The 19,073-nt window shown below is 72.8% G+C and carries 18 protein-coding genes; 12 read left to right on the top strand and 6 right to left on the bottom strand.

Annotated features, from left to right (window positions below):
* Positions 1-9 precede the first annotated feature (9 nt).
* Positions 10-606 (bottom strand): dihydrofolate reductase family protein, encoded by a 597-nt coding sequence (locus ACR68M_RS00750; RefSeq protein ID WP_441248391.1) that lies wholly within the window; start codon positions 604-606, stop codon positions 10-12.
* A gap of 118 nt (positions 607-724) precedes the next feature.
* A complete protein-coding gene (locus ACR68M_RS00745) occupies positions 725-1,273 on the bottom strand; it encodes a dihydrofolate reductase family protein (RefSeq protein WP_441248390.1) in 549 nt (182 codons plus the stop codon).
* A 203-nt stretch (positions 1,274-1,476) separates the two neighbouring features.
* Between ACR68M_RS00745 and ACR68M_RS00740 the strand changes: the two genes are divergently transcribed.
* Positions 1,477-2,391 (top strand): LysR family transcriptional regulator, encoded by a 915-nt coding sequence (locus tag ACR68M_RS00740; protein ID WP_441248389.1) that lies wholly within the window; start codon positions 1,477-1,479, stop codon positions 2,389-2,391.
* A 38-nt stretch (positions 2,392-2,429) separates the two neighbouring features.
* Here the strand turns inward: ACR68M_RS00740 and ACR68M_RS00735 are convergent, their stop codons facing one another.
* The gene (locus ACR68M_RS00735) at positions 2,430-3,047 is read right to left on the bottom strand and encodes an MBL fold metallo-hydrolase (RefSeq protein ID WP_441248388.1); all 618 of its coding nucleotides are present in this window, start codon (positions 3,045-3,047) and stop codon (positions 2,430-2,432) included.
* A gap of 208 nt (positions 3,048-3,255) precedes the next feature.
* Between ACR68M_RS00735 and ACR68M_RS00730 the strand changes: the two genes are divergently transcribed.
* The 10 genes from ACR68M_RS00730 (at position 3,256) to ACR68M_RS00685 (ending at position 15,399) form a co-directional block, all read left to right on the top strand.
* Positions 3,256-4,497 carry a glycosyltransferase gene (locus ACR68M_RS00730; protein WP_441248387.1) on the top strand — a complete coding sequence of 414 codons (1,242 nt, stop codon included), beginning with the start codon at positions 3,256-3,258 and terminating at the stop codon, positions 4,495-4,497.
* 87 nt (positions 4,498-4,584) lie between these two features.
* The gene (locus tag ACR68M_RS00725; protein ID WP_441248386.1) at positions 4,585-6,987 is read left to right on the top strand and encodes a HelD family protein; all 2,403 of its coding nucleotides are present in this window, start codon (positions 4,585-4,587) and stop codon (positions 6,985-6,987) included.
* A gap of 435 nt (positions 6,988-7,422) precedes the next feature.
* Entirely contained in the window at positions 7,423-8,511 is a 1,089-nt protein-coding gene (locus ACR68M_RS00720) for a cytochrome P450 (RefSeq protein ID WP_441248385.1), read from the top strand.
* A 63-nt stretch (positions 8,512-8,574) separates the two neighbouring features.
* On the top strand, positions 8,575-9,729 hold the full coding sequence (locus tag ACR68M_RS00715; protein ID WP_441248384.1) for an acyl-CoA dehydrogenase family protein: 1,155 nt from the start codon (positions 8,575-8,577) through the stop codon (positions 9,727-9,729).
* 5 nt (positions 9,730-9,734) lie between these two features.
* Entirely contained in the window at positions 9,735-11,042 is a 1,308-nt protein-coding gene (locus ACR68M_RS00710) for a GNAT family N-acetyltransferase (protein WP_441248383.1), read from the top strand.
* Positions 11,029-11,541: a type II toxin-antitoxin system RatA family toxin gene (locus ACR68M_RS00705; RefSeq protein WP_441248382.1), complete on the top strand. Its 513-nt coding sequence runs from the start codon at positions 11,029-11,031 to the stop codon at positions 11,539-11,541. Before ACR68M_RS00710 ends, ACR68M_RS00705 begins: the two co-directional genes overlap by 14 nt.
* A complete protein-coding gene (locus tag ACR68M_RS00700) occupies positions 11,538-12,767 on the top strand; it encodes an aspartate aminotransferase family protein (RefSeq protein ID WP_441248381.1) in 1,230 nt (409 codons plus the stop codon). The genes ACR68M_RS00705 and ACR68M_RS00700 overlap by 4 nt, the downstream gene beginning before the upstream one ends.
* 25 nt (positions 12,768-12,792) lie before the next feature.
* Positions 12,793-13,047 carry an acyl carrier protein gene (locus tag ACR68M_RS00695; protein ID WP_441248380.1) on the top strand — a complete coding sequence of 85 codons (255 nt, stop codon included), beginning with the start codon at positions 12,793-12,795 and terminating at the stop codon, positions 13,045-13,047.
* Positions 13,048-13,082: 35 nt separating this feature from the next.
* Positions 13,083-14,321: a beta-ketoacyl-[acyl-carrier-protein] synthase family protein gene (locus ACR68M_RS00690; protein ID WP_441248379.1), complete on the top strand. Its 1,239-nt coding sequence runs from the start codon at positions 13,083-13,085 to the stop codon at positions 14,319-14,321.
* A 52-nt stretch (positions 14,322-14,373) separates the two neighbouring features.
* On the top strand, positions 14,374-15,399 hold the full coding sequence (locus ACR68M_RS00685) for an SDR family oxidoreductase (RefSeq protein WP_441248378.1): 1,026 nt from the start codon (positions 14,374-14,376) through the stop codon (positions 15,397-15,399).
* 14 nt (positions 15,400-15,413) lie between these two features.
* Here the strand turns inward: ACR68M_RS00685 and ACR68M_RS00680 are convergent, their stop codons facing one another.
* The gene (locus tag ACR68M_RS00680) at positions 15,414-16,247 is read right to left on the bottom strand and encodes an NmrA family NAD(P)-binding protein (protein ID WP_441248377.1); all 834 of its coding nucleotides are present in this window, start codon (positions 16,245-16,247) and stop codon (positions 15,414-15,416) included.
* A gap of 66 nt (positions 16,248-16,313) precedes the next feature.
* Here ACR68M_RS00680 and ACR68M_RS00675 point away from each other — a divergent pair, with 66 nt between their 5' ends.
* Complete coding sequence (locus ACR68M_RS00675; protein WP_441248376.1) at positions 16,314-17,021, top strand: carbon-nitrogen hydrolase family protein; 708 nt, start codon at positions 16,314-16,316, stop codon at positions 17,019-17,021.
* 33 nt (positions 17,022-17,054) lie between these two features.
* Here the strand turns inward: ACR68M_RS00675 and ACR68M_RS00670 are convergent, their stop codons facing one another.
* Together ACR68M_RS00670 and ACR68M_RS00665 are read right to left on the bottom strand one after the other, a co-directional pair.
* Entirely contained in the window at positions 17,055-18,023 is a 969-nt protein-coding gene (locus tag ACR68M_RS00670) for a GNAT family N-acetyltransferase (protein ID WP_441248375.1), read from the bottom strand.
* 114 nt (positions 18,024-18,137) lie between these two features.
* Positions 18,138-18,947, bottom strand: a complete 810-nt coding sequence (locus tag ACR68M_RS00665; protein WP_441248374.1) for a ribonuclease BN — start codon at positions 18,945-18,947, stop codon at positions 18,138-18,140.
* Positions 18,948-19,073: the final 126 nt, after the last annotated feature.

The following is a 19,073-nucleotide window of genomic DNA, read 5'->3' as shown; positions in this document are numbered from 1 at the left end:
GAGCTACGGTCAGGCCCGGTCGGCCGGCTGGTACGTGGCCACGTGCACGCCGGTGCTGCCGATGACGGTGGAGACGAGCTTGAGCGGGCGCTGCCCACCGTCCTCAGGGAAGATCGTCTTCCCGCCGCCGAGCAGTACCGGCATGATGATGAGTCGAAGCTCGTCGACCAGGCCCTCGGCCAGGAGGGCGCGCACCAGCGTCGGGCTGCCCATGATCAACAGGTCGCCGCCGGGCGCCTCGTGCAGGCTGCGGATGCGGGCGAGCGCCTCGGAGCCGGGAATGCGGGTGGTGTTGTCCCAGGTCAGGTCGGAGTCGGCGAGCGTGCCGGTGACGACGTACTTCGGGAGGGAGTTCATCTGGTCGGCGAACGGGTCGCCTGCCCGCTCGGGCCAGGCGGCGGCCATCGTCTGCCAGGTGCGGCGCCCGAACAGCAGGGCCTCGGCCTTGCCCAAGGCGTCAGTGAAGGCACCACCGACCACCTCCGGGTCGAAGAACGGGTGCGACCAGCCGCCGTGCGCGAAGCCGCCGTCGGTGTCCTCCTCGGGGCCGCCCGGGGCCTGCACGACGCCGTCGAGGCTGATGAACTCACTGATCACGATGCGCATGTGCGGAGGTCCTCTTCGCTATTCTCGGAAGTGTTGCGGTTTCGGGTCGTGGTCAAGCTATGGCGCGGCACTGACAGTCGGACGGAGCGACACCCCGGCCCCCTGCGCTGCGGGTGCGTCACCTCCGCACGGGCGGACGGTAGTCCAGGACGACGGCACCGGTGCCGAAGGCCGTGGTGGCGGCGAGCGTCCACGCGCCGGACGGCCCGTCCGCCGGGAAGAGGCGCTTGCCGGTGCCCACCACGACGGGGTGCACCCAGAGCTTCAGCTCGTCCACGAGCCCGAGTCCGAAGAGCGAGGTCAGCAGGTTGCCACTGCCGTAGACCAGGATGTCCCTGGTGTAGCGGGCCTTCAGGGCGGTGACCTCGGCGGCGAGGTCACCGCGCAGGACGCTGGCGTTCCAGGTCGTCCGCTCCAGCGTGGTGGAGGCCACGTGCTTGGGGAGCGAGTTCATCCGGACGGCGAAGTCGCCCTCGGAGTCCTCCATCTGCGGCCAGGCGGCGGCCATCCCCTGGTACGTGACCCGGCCCAGCAGCAGGGCGTCGCAGGCGAAGAGCTGCCGGTGGGCGTAGGCGGCGTGGTCGCTGTTGAAGTACGGGCCGGTCCAGGCCGGGTTCTCCGTGACGCCGTCCAGCGACAGGTAGGTCAGGGCGACGATCTTACCCACGGGGTTCTCCTCACAGCCGTGAACACGACGGACGGACGTACCCGGGCAACGCCCCGGGGCACCGGTAGCGGTGCGGACCCCCGTGCCGCACCGCTCCCGGGCCGTCTGTGTCAGGTTGCCGCTCCTGGGGCCGGCGAACAACGCGTGATAATGAAACCCACGTTTAGCCGGACTTAACGACGACCCGTCACGAAGGGGGCCCGATGCTCGACCGAATGGAACTGGAGGCGTTCCTCACGCTCGCCGAGGAACTGCACTTCGGCCGCACGGCCGAGCGCCTGCACGTGACCACCAGCCGGATCAGCCAGACCGTCAAGAAGCTGGAGCGCCGAATCGGCGCACCCCTCTTCGACCGCACCAACCGCAGCGTCCGCCTGACGGCGCTCGGCCACCAGCTGGACGAGGACCTCCGCCCGGCCTACGAGCAGATCCAGGCCGGGCTGGACCGTGCGACGGCCGCCGTCCAACGCGCCCACGGCGCGCTGCGCGTCGGCTTCGTCGGCGCCGCCGCCGGACAGGTCGTCCGCCAGGCCGCCGACCTCTTCCCCCAGCGCGAGCCGGGACGTACCGTCCAGGTGCGGGAGTTGCAGGTCATCGACGCGCTGCCACGGTTGCGCGCGGGAGACGTCGACATCCTCGTGATCAGCCTGCCGCTCACCGAGCCCGGCCTCGTCATCGGCCCGGTGCTGATCTCCGAACCCCGCATGCTGGCCGTCCCCGCCGGGCACCCGTTCGCCGCCCGCGAGAGCGTCACGATGGAGGACCTCGCCGAGATCCCGCTGCTGCGGCTGGCCGGCGCGGTGCCCGGCGACTGGCCCGCCGACCGCTGGCCCGAACGCACTCCGCAGGGCCGGGTGATCGCAGGCGGCCCCCGGTTCGAGACCTTCCAGGAGGCCCTGCAACTGGTCGGGGCGGGGAGTGGCGGCATCATCGTCGGCGCCCAGGTCACCCGCTTCTACACCCGCCCCGACGTCGTCTACCTCCCGTTCGCCGAGGCCGTGCCGATCGACTGGGTCCCGGTCTGGCGGAAGGCCGACAACACGCCCCACCACCGCGCCTTCGCCCAGACCGCCCAGGAGGTCGCCACCCGCATCTACCTGGCGGCGACCCACACCTGACTGACCCACACCTGACCGGCCGCCAACTGACCCGCCGTCTAGAGTTCGACCGACCCGCCGAGCGGGATGCGGGCGTAGTCGGTCCCGCCCGCGCCGGCCAGCCACCCGTCGAAGTTCCTTCGGCCGACCTCACTGTGGTGCGCGTCGTGGACGGGGAACGCGCGGGCCGGCCGGACCGCCCGGACGAACTCGACCGCCTCGCCGGTCTTCAGCCACGGGCCGGACGCCGGGACGAGCAGCGTCTCGACCGTCTCGGAGGGGACGAAGAGCGAATCCCCGGGGTGGTAGACCCCGTCCACGACGAAGCCGATGTTCGGACAGCCGGGCAAGCCGTCGACGATCTCCGCGTGCTTCCCGCCGACAGCGCTCACGGTGAACCCGGCGGCGGCGAAGGTCTCGCCGACCGCGACGCCGGTCACGCCCTCCCCGAGGGCCTCGGCCAGCGCGAGGTGGGTGTGCACGGTCAGCGCGGGGTTGGCCGCGCGGGCCGCCTTCAGCATGTCGACGTCGATGTGGTCGTCGTGCTCGTGCGTGACGAGCACGGCGGTGGCGCCCTCGAGCGCCTCCGCCCCGGTCAGCGTGCCCGGGTCGATCACCAGGACACGGTCGCCCTCTTCGAGGCGCACGCAGGCGTGGCCGTATTTCGTTATCAGCATCCGACGATGCTATCGATTGGGGTGGGGTGCCGCGCCAGTGTTTTGCAGCTTGCTGCTCCGCCCGGCGGCCGACGGTGAAGGGAAGGAGGAGAACTCACTCCTTTCCACTCCTAACATATAGCGCACCGGGGGGCTTGTGGCAAGGCCCTGGTCATGCAGCAGAATCATCCGCCTGAGCCGGAAATCGACGGAAAACGGGAGTGGCTTAATGCGGGTGCTGTTGGTTGCGTACGGATCGCGCGGGGACGTCGAGCCGATGGTGGGGTTCGCGGTCCAGCTGCGGGCGCTCGGCGCCGAGGTGCAGATGTGCGCGCCGCCGGACTTCGCGGAGCTGCTGGAGGGCGTCGGCATCCCGCTGGCGCCGATCGGTCAGCCGGTGCGCCCGGTGGTGAAGGGGGTGGTGACCGGGACGGCGCCGATGCCGGCCGAGGGCCTGCCCCAGCGCGCGGCCGCGCTCGTCGCCACGACCTACGACGCTGTCGCGGCGGTGGCCGAGGGCTTCGACGCGGTGGTCGCGACGGGTCTCCTCCCGGCTGCGGCCGGCGCCCGGTCAGTGGCCGAGAAGCTGGGCATCCTCTACTCGTTCGTGGCCTACTTCCCGACCTACCTGCCGTCGCCGCACCACCCGCCGTTCGAGCGGCCGGGCCGGCCCTTCCCGCCGGAGGTGACCGATAACCGGGCGCTGTGGGAGCTGGACTTCGAGACCATGAACGTGCTCTTCGGCACCGGGCTCAACACCCACCGGGCGTCGATCGGCCTCCCGCCGGTGGACGACTTCCGCGGCTACGTCCTCACCGGACGGCCGTGGCTCGCCACCGACCCGGCCCTGAGCCCGTGGCCGGAGCCGGCCGACATCGACGTGGTGCAGACCGGCGCGTGGTTCCGACCGGACGAACGCCCGCTCCCCGCCGACCTGGTGGCGTTCCTGGAGGGCGGCCCGGTACCCGTGTACGTGGGTTTCGGCAGCATTCCGGTGCGCGACTCGGCGGACGTCGCCCGCGCGGCGATCGAGGCCGTCCGCGCGCACGGCCGCCGGGTGATCGTCTCCGGAGGCTGGGCCGACCTGGATCTGATCGACGACCAGGGCGACTGCCTCGCCGTCGGCGAGGTCAACCATCACGTACTGTTCCGTCGGGTGGCCGCAGTCGTGCACCACGGCGGCGCGGGCACGACGACGACGGCCGCGCGGGCCGGTGCGCCCCAGGTCGTGGTCCCGCAGATGGCGGATCAGCCGTACTGGGCCGGGCGGGTCGCCGACCTGGGCATCGGCGCTGCGCACGACGGCCCGACCCCGACTTTCGAATCCCTCGTCGCCGCGCTGGAAACGGCCCTGGCCCCCGAGACCGCCGCCCGAGCCGCCGCCCTGTCCGGCATGGTCCGCACCGACGGGGCGACGGCGGCTGCGAAGCTGCTGTTCGACGCGGTACTCACCGCCGAACCGCAGCAGTAACGGTAATTCCGCCGCCGTCCTCGTCGCCCGAAAATTTGCGCGACAATTGCCCGACCGATCGAGAATCCCGAGTCAATGGAGTTGGTTTTGGTCCCCACGTCATCGTCCTCGTCGTCACCGTCCGGATTCGAACCCGACACGGCGGCAGATTCCGGAGCCGCTGTCGGTGCCGGAGCCGGGGACAGCGAGAACCGGGGCGACGACGGCGGCTCTCGGGCCACCGACAGCTGGCGGGCCGGTGAGCTGCGGGCGGAGAACGCGTACGTCGGCGAGCTGTACGACCGACTCGAGAGCCGCCGCGAAATCGCCGCTGCCCGGCTGCGCGAGCTCCACCTCCACGAGCGGGGCGGGACCATCCAGTCCCGGATGGAGCGCGACACGTTGGAGAGCCACCACACCCGTCGGCTGGCGGAGCTGTATGCCGCCGAGTACGGCCTCTGCTTCGGCTGGATCGAGAGTGCCGACGGCGAGCAGCGGTACATCGGCCGGATCGCCCTGGCGGACGACGACCACGAGCCGCTGCTGACCGACTGGCGGGCGGCGGCCGCGGAGCCCTTCTACCGGGCGACGCCCGCCGCGCCCGGCGGTGTGGTCGGGCGGCGGCACCTGCGGAGCAAGGGCCGCAAGGTCGTCGACTTCGACGACGACGCCTTCGGCCTGAGCGCGCTGGAGGGCCGGGACAGCTCCGAGCTCAGCGGCGAGACCGCCCTGCTCGCCTCGCTGACGGCGGCCCGGACGGGGCGGATGGGCGACATCGTCTCCACCATCCAGGCTGAGCAGGACAGGGTCATCCGCTCCGAGCTCGGCGGTGTGCTGGTCGTGCAGGGCGGTCCGGGCACGGGCAAGACCGTGGTCGCGCTGCACCGCGCCGCGTACCTGCTGTACACCCACCGCGAGCGGCTGGCCAAGCGCGGGGTGCTGGTGATCGGGCCGAACACGACCTTCCTGCGCTACATCGACCAGGTGCTCCCCGCGCTCGGCGAGAACGAGGTCGTGCTGAGCAGCATCGGCGCGCTCTACCCGGGCGTGACCCCGACCGGTAAGGACACGCCCGCGGCGGCCGCGGTCAAGGGCGACGCACGGATGGTGCAGGTGCTCGCCGCCGCGCTGGAGGGCCTCCGGCAGCTGCCGGGGGAGGAGCCGTGGACCATCACCGTCGCCAAGAGGTCTCCGCAGGAGGAGACGCTGGAGGTCAGCCGGGCCCTCTGCCTGCGGGCGCACGCCGCCGCGCACCGGAGCGGCCTGCCCCACAACCCGGCCCGGCCCGAGCTGGTCGAGCGGCTCTCCTCCGAGCTGGCCCTGCGGATCGCCCGGGACCGGGGCGGCGACATGGCCCTGGACGACGTGGTGAAGCTCGCCGACGGGCTCGTCGCGGAGCCCGAGTTCCGGGCCCTGGTCGAGAAGGTGTGGCCGCTGCTCAGCCCGGAGCAGCTGCTGACGACCCTGTTCGCCTCCCCGGAGCTGCTGACCCAGGCCATGCCGGACTTCACCGAGGCCGAACGCGCTGCCCTGCTTCGCGAACACCCGGAAGGGGAGCACGAGTCCATGGCCTGGACGGTCGCCGACGTGCCGCTGCTCGACGAGGCCGCCGAACTGCTCGGCGAGCTTCCCGGCAGCGCCGTCGCCCGCCAGGCCGGCCCGAGCGCCGCGGAGCTGGAGTTCGCGAAGATCGTCCTGGACGACTTCGGGGTGGGCCTGGTCGAGATGGACGCGGAGATGCTGGCCCGCCAGTACCAGGGCGAGGAGTCGCTCCGGCCGCTGGCCGAGCGCGCCGTCGAGGACCGTACGTGGGGCTTCGGGCACGTGATCGTGGACGAGGCGCAGGAGCTGTCCGCGATGGACTGGCGCCTGCTGACCCGCCGCTGCCCCGGCCGTTCCATGACGATCGTGGGTGACCTGGCGCAGACCGGGGCACCGGCCGGCCTGAGCACCTGGGGTGAGGCGCTCGACGAGTACACGGCGGGTCGCTGGCGCACGGTGGAACTCACCGTCAACTACCGGACCCCGGCCGAGATCATGCAGATCACCGAGGGTGTCCTGCGGGCGATCGACCCCGCGCTGACCGCACCCCGTGCGGTGCGCAGCGGTGGTATCCGCCCGTGGAGCCTGCGGGTCCCCGAGGACGGGCGGGACGGGGCGCTGCTGGCCGCCGTCGAGCAGGAGCTCGCGGCGCTGGACGGCCGGCGGATGGCGGTGGTCCACGCCCCGGACTGCTCGGCCGACCTGCTCGCGGGGCTGGCCGGGATGCCCGGTGTCACCGGCGTCGACGATCCGTCGGCGCTGGATTCGCCGGCCGTGTTCCTGACGGCCGCTCAGGCGAAGGGGCTGGAGTTCGACGTGGTCCTCGTCGTGGAGCCCACGGAGATCCTCGCGGCGCACAGCCGTGGCGTGAACGACCTCTATGTCGCCCTCACGCGTGCGACGAAGAGTCTCGGAGTCATCCACAGCGGCGACCTGCCGGAGATGCTGGCGGGCCTGGACCCCCGCTGACCGGGGGGCTGGTACAGCTGGACGGAGGGGGCGTGAACTTCGGCTCGCGCGCCTCCGTCCAGCTCCTTCGGGCGACCTCCGCCGGACCCGTGTCGGCCCCGGTGATTCCGGGCGGTTCGGCCCCCTCGGCCCGGCTTCGACGGGCGGCAGAATCGATGCACTGAATGGGCCCGCCAATTCCTGATCGTAGGCGCAGGAAATTTCCGCTACGCTGCCCAGGCATCACAGGTGGCCGGGCGGGAATCACTCTCCCGGTGCGAACAAGGGGCCGGAAAAGTGGATGCGGAGTCGATTCTCCTTTCGATTTTCACCCCCACGGGTAGGGAGAATCCCTATCCGGCATTCGCGGAGCTCCGGAGTGCCTCGCCTATTTATTACAATGAGACGATCGACTCCCGATTTCTCACCAGGTTCGCGGACTGCCAGGCCGTTCTCATGAATCCCGACTTCCACGTCCCGGACCTGGAATGGTGCGAGCAGACGGTGCCGGCCTGGCGCGAACACCCGGCGGCGGACTTCTTCTACTCCTCCCTGCTCGCCACCAACGGCGCGGCCCACGACCGCCTGCGGCGGCTGGTGGGCCGACGCTTCACGGCCCGCAGGGTCGCCGAACTGAGCAGCACGGTCGAGAAGACCACCGCAGAGCTGCTGGACGGCTTCGCCGACGCCACCGCGGCCGGTGGTGTCGCAGACTTCCAGGAGCTGGTGGGCTACCCGCTCCCGGCCGCCGTGGTCGGTGGGCTGGTCGGTGTGCCCCGCGCGGACGAGGCACGCTTCCGGCAGCTCGGTGCGGACGCCGGGCGGCTGTTGGAGCCGGTGCGCACCCCGGAGGACTGGGCGCGCGCCGACCGCGCGGTGGAGGCGCTGCGCGAGTACTTCGCCGACCTGCTGCACCGGCGCCGCACGCACCCGGCCGACGATCTCGCCACCAGCCTGCTCGCCCGGTGCGCACCGGCGACGGCGGCCCGCCCTGCGGACTCCGACGAGGACCCACTGACGGAGCGTGAACTCGTCGACATCCTGGTCCTGGTGTTCGTGGCCGGCTTCGAGACCACCACCGGGCTGCTCGGCACGGCCGTCCACGCCCTGCTGACCCATCCCGACCAACTCGCCCTGGTCCGGCGGCAGCCGGAGCTCGCCGCCGCCGCCGTCGAGGAGTCGCTCCGCTGGGACGGCCCGGTGCCGATGACCGAGCGCATCGCCACCCGGCCGTCGGAGGTGGGCGGCGTGCTGATCCCGGCCGGGGCGAGCATCACCACGGTGCTGGCGGCGGGCAACCGGGATCCGGAGCAGCACCCCGACCCGGACACGTTCACCGTTCGGCGCCAGGACATCCGGGTGCTCAGCTTCAGCGCGGGCGCGCACTACTGCCTCGGCGCAGCGCTGGCCCGCCTGGAGGGGGCCGCGCTGATCCGCCAACTGGTCGGCAGATTCCCCGGGTTGGCCCTGGCGGGGGAGCCGACCCGGCGTAGCGGTGTCGGCCTGCGCTCCTTCGAGCGGCTCCCGCTCGCCACCACCGGCTGACCCACGCCGACCGCACCGACCCGTGTGCCGCCCGTCCTCCTCCCACCACCGAAGGGACCGCCGGTGAACTTCCTGCACCGCGACCGCGCCACTCTCGAGACCTTCATGCCCGGTCTGGACGCAGCCCTCGCCCAACACCCGCTGGAGCGGCTGGAATCCGCGCCGAGCCCGGCGATCCAGGCCTTCCGCGCGGCGGGCGGGCCCGCCCTGCTGGTGCCGTCCGAGCACTCCGGCTCCGGCGCGACCCCGCTGCAGGCCGTCCGCGTCCAACGCGCCGTCGGCGCCCGGTGCCCCTCGCTGGCGGTGGCCACCACCATGCACCACTTCTCGGTCGCGGGCCTGGTCGCCGCCGCCGGGTACGCCGCCGGGCACAGTGCCGGGCGCGACGCCGGGCCGGAGGGGCAGCTGCTGGAGAGCATCGCCCGAGAGGGCCTGCTGCTGGCCTCCGGCTTCGCCGAGGGCCGGGCCGGACAGAACATCCTCAAACCGCACATCACCGCAGAGCGCCGGGGTGAGCACATCGTGCTCAACGGCAGCAAGATGCCCTGCAGCCTCTCCCGTTCGATGGATCTGCTCACCGCCTCGGTGACCATGACAGGCCCCGACGGCGAAGAACGGCTGGCCGTCGCACTGATCCCTGCGCAGTCCCCGGGCCTGGAGATCCGCCCGTTCTGGCGAACGCCGATCCTGGCCGGTGCGGAGAGCGACGAGGTGGTGCTCACCGACGTCGAGATCGGCCCCGAGATGCTGATGCTCACCGACGTCACCGCCGACGCGGTACCCGACGCACTCAACGTGGCCGGCTTCCTCTGGTTCGAACTGCTGCTGACCGCCGGATACTTGGGGATCACCAGCGCCCTGGTGGAACGCGTCCTGGCCAAGCCCGGCGCCGCCGCCGACGATCCGACCGCTTACCTGGTGGACATCGAGGCGGCGATGCTCGCCGTGGAGGCGGTGGCCCGCGCCATGGCCGACGAGGAGTGGACCGACAGCCTGCTCGTCTCCGCGCTGAACGCCCGCTATGCGACCCAGGACGCCATCGGCCGCACCACCCGGCGCTGCCTGGCGGCACTCGGCGGCATGGCCTTCATCAGCTCCTCCGAGGGGAGTTACCTCGCCTCGGCCGCCGCCGCACTCGCCTTCCACCCGCCGGCCCGCAACCGGATGGCCGGCCCGCTCCGGGACTTCCTCGACGGCCGCCCGCTGCGGATCGGCTGACCCCGGTGACTCGGCAGCACGGATACCGGGTCGAGGTGGTGCGCGCCGTCGAGCTGCTCCCCGACGGGCTGTGGGAGCAACTCGCGCCACCGGACGACCCGATGTGGACCCGGGCCGTCATGACCGCGATGGAACGCGGCCGGATCGGGCCCGACAGCTTCGCGTACCTACTCCTGCACGACGACACCGGTGTGATCGCGGTGCTGCCGCTCTGCCTCTTCCGGCAGCTGCGGCTGGACGACGTGGTCGACCCTCGCGCGCGCCGCCTGCTGGCGCCGGTCGGCCGGCTGTTCCCCCGGCTGCTCCGGGTGCCGATGCTCATCTGTGGCCATCTCCTCGGCCAGGGACACTTGTTGACCACCGGCCGACTCACGCCGGAGGCCTTACAGGTGCTGGTCGAGGCCGTTCTCGACCTCGCCCGCAGCGAACGGCTCGGCACGGTGCTGTTCAAGGACTTCACCCCCGTCGAGCTGGCCGCGCTGCGCCCGGCGCTGACGGCGGCCAGGTTCTTCTTCGTGCCGAGCCTGCCGGACACCGAACTCCGGCTGGGGCAGGTGTCGTTCGACGAGTACCTGGTCGGGCTCCCGGCCAAGCCGCGCCGCAACGCCCGGAGCAAGCTCCGCCGGATCGCGGCCCGCCCCGGGCTGCGGACGGAGGTGCTGGACGACTTCGCCCATCTGCTGCCCGAGGTGCTCGCGCTCTACCAGCAGGTGATGGCCAGAGCCGACCAGACCCTCGACGTGCTGGACGCCTCCTTTCTGGCCGCCGTGCACTCGGGCGCCGCCCCCGCAAGCCCCGCAAGCCCCGCAAGCCCCGCAAGCTCCGCAGGCCCCGGAGACCCCGCCGCCTCCGGCCGCCGCCTGGTCGCGTGCTTCGAGGATGAGCGGCTGGTCGCTTTCCTGCTCTGCTTCTTCGCCGGCGCGGGTGCGACCGGCGCCCGGATCGGCCTGGACTACCGGATCGCCCACGAGGCCCGGCTCTACCACGCCGTGCACTACGCGGCGATCCGACTGGCAATCGAATCCGGCTGCCGGCACATCCGGTTCGCCCAGACCGCCTACCAGCCGAAGGTCGAACTCGGCTGCGAGCTGGTCGAGCAGTACTACGCGATGACCCATCTCCGGCCGCTGCCGAGGGCGTTGCTGCGCCTGCTGCTGCCCCGGGCCCTCGCCGCCGCCCAGGCCGCCGCCCTCGGCCCGCACGCCGCCCCGCACGCTGCCGCAGACCCGATCGGTCCACCGCCCGGCCAGCCCGGTCAGTCCGGCGCGCCCGCCGAACCCGACGAGGAGAGGTACTCCCATGCCCCGCGTTGACGTGCGACTTCCCATCGCGGTACCGCCCGACACCGTCTGGGCGGCGGTGGTCGACGTCGAGTCCTACCCGCACTCCATGACGAGCGTCGACTCCGTCCAGATCACCGAACAGGCCGACGCCCGCCACCGCACCACCGCCTGGTCGGTCCGCCTCCAGGGCTCCGTGCTGCGCTGGACGGAGGCCGAGGTGATCGACCCCGTCGCCCGCCGGTTCGACTTCCGCCAGCTCACCGGCGACCTGGGCGAGTTCGCCGGGCACTGGGCGGTCGAGGAGGCCCCGGGCGGCAGCACCGTCGCGCTGCACGTCGAGTTCGACATCGGCATCCCACTGCTCGCCGAGATGCTCAACCCCGTCGCCGCGACGGCCCTGCGGGAGAACGCGGAGGAGATGCTCGCCGACCTCCGCCGACGGCTGACACCCGCCGCCCAGAGCCCGGCCCACCCAGCCGAGGCGCCCGCGCCGCGCAGCGGTCAGCTCCACCCGGCGGTGTCCAAGTGACCACCGCCACCGAGGTGTTCGACCAGCTCCGCCGACACCTCTCCCCGAAGCTCGCACTGACCGGCAGCTTCGCCGGCCGGGGCGCGGTGGAGACCGCCGCCGACGGCGTCCGCGTCACGCTCTCCGACGGCCGCTCGGTGCTCGACTTCGGGTCCTACGCCGTCACCCTGCTCGGCCACCGCCACCCCGAGGTGGTGGCCGCCGTCCGGCAGCAGCTCGACACCATGCCCACCGCGACCCGCAGCCTCGCCAACCCCGTGGCCGCCGCCGCGTCGGCCCGGCTGACCAGCCACCTCGGCGGCGCCCTGCCCAAGGTCTACTTCGGGCTGAACGGCGCCGACGTCGTGGAGGTCGCGGTCAAGCTGGCCCGGCTAGCCACCGGGCGGCCCCGGGTGATCGCGGTGCGCGGCGGCTTCCACGGGAAGTCACTCGGCGCGCTCGCCCTCACCCACAGCCCGCTCTACCGGGTCGGGCTGCAGGGCTGCGCCGTGGACGTCGTGCACGTCGACCCGGATGAACCAGACGCCGTGGCACGGGAGTTGACGTCCAGTCAGGTGGCCGCCGTAGTGTTCGAGCCCGTCCAGGGCGAGAACGGCGCCGTGCCGCTGCCGGTCGAGATCCTGCGCCGCTGGTGCCAGGACGCCCACCAGGGCGGGGCGTTCGTCATCGCCGACGAGATCCAGTGCGGCCTGCGCCGCTGCGGCGAGCCGTCGGTCGCGCTCGCCGAAGGCCTGCCCGTCGACGGCGTGCTGCTCGGCAAGCCGCTCGGCGGCGGCGTCGTGCCGCTGTCCGCGCTGGTGTGCTCGGAGAGCCTCTACGCGCCACTCGCCGCCGACCCCTTCCTGCACTCGGCGACGTTCGGCGGCCACCCGCTCAGCTGCGCCGCACTGCCCGCCGCACTCGGAGCGATCGAGCAACTGGCCGAGCACGGAAAGGCCCTGTCCTCCCAGCTGGACGCCGGGCTGGACGCGCTCCGCGACCGCCACCCGGCGGCGGTCCGCGCGGTGCGCGGCCGCGGCCTGCTTCGCGGCGTCGACCTGTGCAGCCCGGCCACCGCCGGCGCGGTGGTGCTCGAACTCGCCTCCCGGGGCCTGCTGGTGTCGCCCTGCCTGGGCCGGCCGACGACCGTACGGCTGCTGCCGCCCCTGGTCAGCACCGAGGCGGACGTGGCCGAGGCACTCGACATCCTCGACGCCGCCGTCACCGCCGCCGCGCCCACCCCCTGACCCCGACCCGGAAGGAACCACGGACATGCCCACTCGCGAGGAGCTGGCCCTGGTGGTCAGGACGACCATCTCGGACGTGCTCGGTACGGAGGTCGACGAGGTGCAGGAACGTACCAGCCTGCTGGCCGACTACGGCATCGACAGCCTGGAGTTGATGGAGATCGGCGCCCGGCTGGAGCGCGCCCTCGCGCTGCGGATCGCCGTCGAGGACCTGACCGCCGCGAGCGACGTCGGCCACGCCATCGACCTGCTCGAAGCCCGTACGGCGGCCGCCCGATGACCGGCCGGCCACTGCCCGCACACCCACTGCCCGCCATGGCCCACCCCTCCGGCGGCCACCGGGTCGCCGTGACCGGCATCGGCGTCAAGTCCCCTGCGGGCAACAGCCTGGAGACGGCCTACGAGTCGTTGCTCAAGGCCCGCTCGACGGCCGTCGTGGTCGACCACCTGGTGGAGCACGACCTCCCGGTGCAGTTCGCCTGCCTGGTGCCGCCGTTCGACGTCGACGCGTACGTCACCCGCCGCGAGGCCCGGCAGGTCGACCGGGCCACCGTACTGCTGCTCTGCGCCGCCGCCGACGCGGTGGCGGAGGCCGCGCTGCCGACGATTGCGCCGGACCGGATCGGCGTCCAGATCGGCACCGGCATCGGCGGCCTGCCCAGCATGGAGGCGGTCACCATCAGCCACGCCGCCCGGCCCCGGGACATGCCGGTGCACACCGTGCCCCGGACGATGGCGAATTCGGCCGCGAGCCGGCTGGCCCTGCGGTACGGCTTCCAGGGCTCCTGCACGACCTACTCGGCGGCCTGCGCCAGCGGCACCACGGCGATCGGCGAGGCGGCCCGCCGCATCCGGTACGGGGAGTTGGACGCCGCCGTCGCCGGAGGCGTCGACTCGTCCGTCACCACCGTGATCGTCGGTGCCTTCGCCCGGATGCGGGCGATGTCCGTGCGCAACGCCGAACCCGAGCTGGCCAGCCGCCCGTTCGACGCCGACCGGGACGGCTTCGTGATGGGCGAGGGCGCCGCCGTCCTGGTGCTCGAACGCCTGGACGCCGCCCGCGCCAGGGGGGCCAGGATCTACGGCGAGGTCGCCGGGTACGCCGACAACTGCGACGCCTTCCACATCGTCGCCCCGCACGAGGACGGCGAGATCGCCGCCCGCTGCATGCGGCGCGCCGTCGCCGACGCGGGGCTCACCCCGGCCGACATCGGGCACGTCAACGCCCACGGCACCTCGACCGTCCTCAACGACCGGGCCGAAGCCCGCGCGATCGACCGCTGCTTCGCCGGCCACCCGCCGCCCGTCACCGCCGTCAAGGGCGTCACCGGGCACCTGATCGGCGGCTCGGGCGCGCTGGAGGCCGCGCTCGCCCTGCTCTGCGCGGCCCGTGGTGTGGTGCCGCCGATCGCGAACCTGACCAGCAGCCCGGAAGGCGGCCTGGTGGACCTCGTGGCAGGCACCCCTCGTACCGTCCCGCTCGCGCCGGTGCTCTCCAACTCCTTCGGGTTCGGCGGACAGAACGCCTGCCTGGTGCTCACCCCCGGCAGCTGACCCCGCCCGGCGCCCAACCAGACTCGACCAGATCCGATCAGAAATGACGTGCATGCGAATCCTCCTGACCGGTGCGACCGGCGTGGTTGGCACCGAGGTCGCCGACCTGCTGCGGACCACCGGCCACACCCTCGTCCCGGTGGCCAGGCGGGCCACCGCCGACAGCCCGATCCGCTGGGACATCGGCGCCGAACCCCCGCCCGCCGCCCTGGCCGGGCCCTGGGACGTGATCGTGCACGCGGCGGCCAGCACCCGCTGGACGCTCAGCCGCCAGGAGGCGGTCGGCGCCAACATCGCCCCGCTGCGGGCCGTCCTCGCGCTGGGCGGGCCGCAGACCCACCTCGTCCACGTCTCCACCGCCTACGTCGGCGGCACCCGCAACCCCGAGGACCTCCGGGGCGCCGAGTTCGAGGGGTACCGCAACGGTTACGAGTGGTCCAAGGCACGCTGCGAGGACCTCGTCCGCAGCGAACACCCCGGCCCCCTGACGGTGGTCCGCCCACCGCTGGTGGTCGGCCGCCGCCGGGACGGCGGCATCGCCCGCTTCTCCGGCCCCTACACCATTCTCCAGGCCCTGGTCTCCGGCCTGGCCGCCGTCGTGGTCGGCGATCCGACCGGTTACGCCGAGATCAGCCCCGTCGACCAGGTCGCGGCCGTCATCGCCGCCGCCGCCCTCGCCCCGCCCCCGGACACCCCCCGCACCGAGATCATCGCGGCGGGCCCCGACAGCCTCACCCTCGACGCCCTCCTCGACGTCATCTGCACCACCCTCAACGACTTCCGCACCGCCCACGGAGTCCCACCGATCGACCGCCCGCCGCTCGTCCCGGTCGAGACCTGGAACCGCTTCTTCCTCCCCCTCGCCGACCAGTACCTCTCGCCCTTCCAGAGCCAGGCCGTCAAACTCCTCGCGATGTTCCAGAGCTACACCAGCATGGCCACCCCCTTCACCCCCACCCACCCCGTCCCCGACCCCGCCACCGTCATGGCCACCGCAGTCCACCACTGGGCCACCCGCAAACCCCGCCTCGCCCTGGCCCGCCCCGAGCCCTGGACCCTGCTCGCCCGCACACCCTGACCGGCCGTCACCGCCTACCGGAAGTCCGCCGCGTGATCCTGCGCCCAGGACCGGAACGTCCGTGCGGGCCGCCCCAGCAGGCGTGCGACGGTGTCGGTGACCCGCTCCGGTGAGTCGACGAAGGCTGCCCACGCCTCCAGCCTGGCCGCCACGAACTGCGGGTTGCCCCAGGCGGCCGTCAGCTGCTCGCGGGCCGCCTCCGGAGCCTGCTCCTCCCACCGCACCTCGCACCCGACGGCCTCGCCGATGATCCGGACCAGCTCGGCGTGGGTGAGTGCCTCGGGCCCGGTGAGCACGTACCTGGCGCCGTCGTGCCCGGCCGAGGTGAGCACGTGCGCGGCGACGTCCGCGATGTCGCGTTCGTGGATCAGCGATCTGGCGGCCCGTCCGTAAGGCAGCCGGACGATGCCCTGCCGGATCTGGTCGGCCCACCCGAGGGTGTTGGTGGCGAAGTCGATCGCCCGCAGGAAGGTCCAGCGGAGCCCCGAGCCCCTGATCTGCCGCTCGATCTCCTGGTGGAAGGAGGAAGCCGGTTCGCCCTCCGCGAGATCGGCGACATCCGTCGACAGATACACGACCTGCCGGGCGTGCCGGGCGACGAGCTCCACCACCCGGGGATCCACCGGAATGCCGGGCCACACCAGGTACACGCTCTCCACGCCCCGAAGCGCGGGCACCAGCGTCTGCGGGGACGAGAGGTCGCCACGGACGACCTCCACCCCCGACGGCAGCCGGGCCAGGCCCGGGTCACGTACCAGAGCCCGCACCTCGTGCCCCGCCGCAGTCAGCGAGTTGACGACATTCCTGCCCGTGCTGCCGGTCGCGCCGGTCACAAGAATCTTGGTCACGGGAAGCACAACTCCAGCCGTCCCGGGGTTATGCCGGGTGCAGCCCGCCCTGGCATCCTGTACGCCATGAAGATCGCCGCCGCGCAGCTGACCTGTGACCCCGCCGACGTTCCCGCGAACCTCCGCCGGCTCACCGTCCTCGCCCAGCAGGCCCGTGACCAGGGCGCCGACCTGGTCGTCTTCCCCGAGCTGGCACTGACCGGCTACGAGCTCCAGGCCATCGCCGCCGACCCGGGTCTGTGGACGGGCGCCGACGACCCCCGCCTCGACGGCCTCCGGTCGGCCGGGATCGCCGTCGTCGTCAACTGCGCAGCGCCCACCGAAGGCCCGCTGCCCGCCCTGGAGACGCTGGTCCTCGGCGCGGACGGCGCACTCCTCACCAGCTACCGCAAGCAGCACCTCTTCGAGCACGAGCAGGGCGTCTTCGTGGCGGGCGACCAGGACGGCCGGTTCGAACTCGGCGGCCTCCGCTTCGCCCTGGCCACCTGCTTCGACAACCACTTCGCCGACCTGATCGACCGTGAGGCCGCCGACGGCTGCGACGTGCACCTGGCCAGCTCCCTCTACGGCACCGGCGCCGGCCGCCAGGAGCGCGCCACGGTCTACCCGGGGATCGCGAAGCAGGCCGGTCTCCACGTCGTCCTCGCCAACCAGGTCGGCCCGTCCGGCCCCTGGACGGGCTGCGGCGGCGCCGCGATCTGGGCCCCCGACGGCGCCCTGCTCGCCGAGGCCGATGACAGCACCGCCATGGTCGTCACCGCCGAGATCGGCTGATCGCCTGCCCGGCACCGTCCGGGGGCTCGCGGGTCAGTCCGCCGAGAGCACCACGCGGTGGGCATCGGCGCGGTAGCCGACCCGCTCGAAGGCCGCGCGCATCGGAGTGTTCGTCAGGTCGGTGTCGGCCCGCACCCGTTCCGGGTCGGCCGCCGAGACCAGGACCCGGGTGATCTCGGCGAGGATCTCGTCCGCGTACCCGCAGCCCCGGTGTCCGGGAAGCACTCCGAGATAGCCGACCACGGGAAAAGCGTGGTTGCGGGACGGCAAACCGAAGCCCACCACCTCGCCGCTCGGCCGCCGGGCGACCCGCCACCAGGAGCGCGCTCCGAGCATCGTGTCGCGGTAGAACGCCACGTCCTCGCGAGCCTGCGCCACCGCCCCATCCACTCCCGCCCGCTCGGCGGCCTTGCGCGAGGCGGCATCGAGAGTGCCCGGCAGGACCCGGCGGAACAGGTCGACGAAGACCTCGTCGTCGGGCTCGGGGTGGAAGAGCAGGCGGCCCGACGGCGCCGGGAGACCGGCCGACGGGGTCCACTCGTAACGCACCCGGTCCACGCGCGCCGCCAGCCCGGCCCGGAAGGCGGCCTCCTCCCGCCAGGCGAGGGCTGCCACGGCATCCGGCCGGTCGTGCTGACCGCCGGACAGCAGGAGGTGGTATTCCGGCGGCTCGGCGGCGCCCGCCCTGGCGTACTCCGCGTGTGCGGCGGTGAGCAGCCCGGCGGCCAGTGCGATTCGGCCGGTGTCCGTGCCGTCCGTCGCCAGGACGAACAGCGCGTCGAGGGCACTCGGCCGGGAATCCTCCGGGGCGCCCCACCAGACGGCGAGCGCGAGTGGCGTGCCGCCGGGGGAGTCCTCGGCGATCCACGTCCAGGCCGGGCGGTACTCGCCGTCGGCGAGCCTGGCTCGGTACGTGTCGGCGGTCAGGGGGCAGGCCGGGTCGGCGACTATGAGCGGGAGAACGCGGTCGAGGTCGGACTCGACTGTGGGACGGAAGATCACGGCGCCTCCGAGGCGGTGGAGCCGGAGGAGGGTCGGCGCCGGCTGCCCGAGTTGATCATGAGATCAGCGGCCGTCAGCGTAGGGCCCCGCCCGCCCACGGGGCAACGGCAATTGTCACGGCTGCTCCGCCGGTTCGATCCCGCTGCCCGGCGGGACGCGGCGGCCGAGCAGCGCCCCGGCATAGACGGTGTACCCGACCCCGATCAGCCAGGACTGGACGACCAGCACCGTCCCGACCGCGCCGTACGAGACCGCGTTGGAGACGATCAGCGGCGCGAAGACCAGTTCGGAGAAGAACCGCAGACCGGTGAAAGCGGCGACCGTCGCGAGCGCGCCGGGCAGCAGCGCGGGCCAGGCGATCCGGGAGCCGAGCAGTAGGTGCTGCAACCACCAGAAGTAGAGGACACCGGCGCAGACCCCGAAGATGATGCGCACGGTCGCCGTCGAGACAGGGCCGTGCCAGGGGATGCCCCGCCAGGTGCTGAGCAGGATCAGGGCGATCAGCCCGGCCAGGCCGAGCACCTGACGCCAGAGCGTGTGCCAGGCGGCCGACGGCAGGCCCCAGATCCGCTCGTAGACGTTCTGCACGGCCGCCATCAGGGAGATCCCGAAGATGGCGAGCGCGGCCAGGCTGAGCGCGGTGGTGGTGCTCAACACGTCGTGTCGCGAGGCGAACAGCTCGCTCACCGCACGGGACGATCCCTCGGTCAGGCCGAGCCCGTCGTTGATCCAGTCGGCGATCCCGTTGCCACGCGTCGGAAGGGCCGCCGCGATCACCACCAACAGCGGCACCAGGGTGACGAAGAACAGCGCGGCGAAGGCCATCGCCCGATGGAGCAACTCCAACTCCCGCCCGGCCTGCCAGGTGCTGACGGCCAGACTCCTGCCGTGAGCGCCAAGCGCCCGGAGGCGTCGATCGGCCACGAGGTGCGCACCTCCTCCCGTCGGCTAGGCAGCCCGCCGGGAGGCCGGGACGGACCCGGCCGACGGCGCACCCGAGCCATTCTGGACGAACGACCGCCGCACGGCCCCGCGCACGCGCCGAGCGGC

Source organism: Kitasatospora sp. McL0602, from assembly GCF_052076145.1.
GTDB lineage: Bacteria > Actinomycetota > Actinomycetes > Streptomycetales > Streptomycetaceae > Kitasatospora.
Note: the sequence above shows the minus strand (reverse complement) of the source record. Positions and strands in the feature narration are given on the sequence as shown.

Bases quoted from the DNA above. Each gene is read 5' to 3' on its own strand.
- ACR68M_RS00750 (WP_441248391.1), bottom strand. From the start codon at position 606: ATGCGCATCGTGATCAGTGAGTTCATCAGCCTCGACGGCGTCGTGCAG.
- ACR68M_RS00740 (WP_441248389.1), top strand. From the start codon at position 1,477: ATGCTCGACCGAATGGAACTGGAGGCGTTCCTCACGCTCGCCGAGGAA.
- ACR68M_RS00735 (WP_441248388.1), bottom strand. From the start codon at position 3,047: ATGCTGATAACGAAATACGGCCACGCCTGCGTGCGCCTCGAAGAGGGC.
- ACR68M_RS00730 (WP_441248387.1), top strand. From the start codon at position 3,256: ATGCGGGTGCTGTTGGTTGCGTACGGATCGCGCGGGGACGTCGAGCCG.
- ACR68M_RS00720 (WP_441248385.1), top strand. From the start codon at position 7,423: ATGAATCCCGACTTCCACGTCCCGGACCTGGAATGGTGCGAGCAGACG.
- ACR68M_RS00705 (WP_441248382.1), top strand. From the start codon at position 11,029: ATGCCCCGCGTTGACGTGCGACTTCCCATCGCGGTACCGCCCGACACC.
- ACR68M_RS00695 (WP_441248380.1), top strand. From the start codon at position 12,793: ATGCCCACTCGCGAGGAGCTGGCCCTGGTGGTCAGGACGACCATCTCG.
- ACR68M_RS00690 (WP_441248379.1), top strand. From the start codon at position 13,083: ATGGCCCACCCCTCCGGCGGCCACCGGGTCGCCGTGACCGGCATCGGC.
- ACR68M_RS00685 (WP_441248378.1), top strand. From the start codon at position 14,374: ATGCGAATCCTCCTGACCGGTGCGACCGGCGTGGTTGGCACCGAGGTC.
- ACR68M_RS00675 (WP_441248376.1), top strand. From the start codon at position 16,314: ATGAAGATCGCCGCCGCGCAGCTGACCTGTGACCCCGCCGACGTTCCC.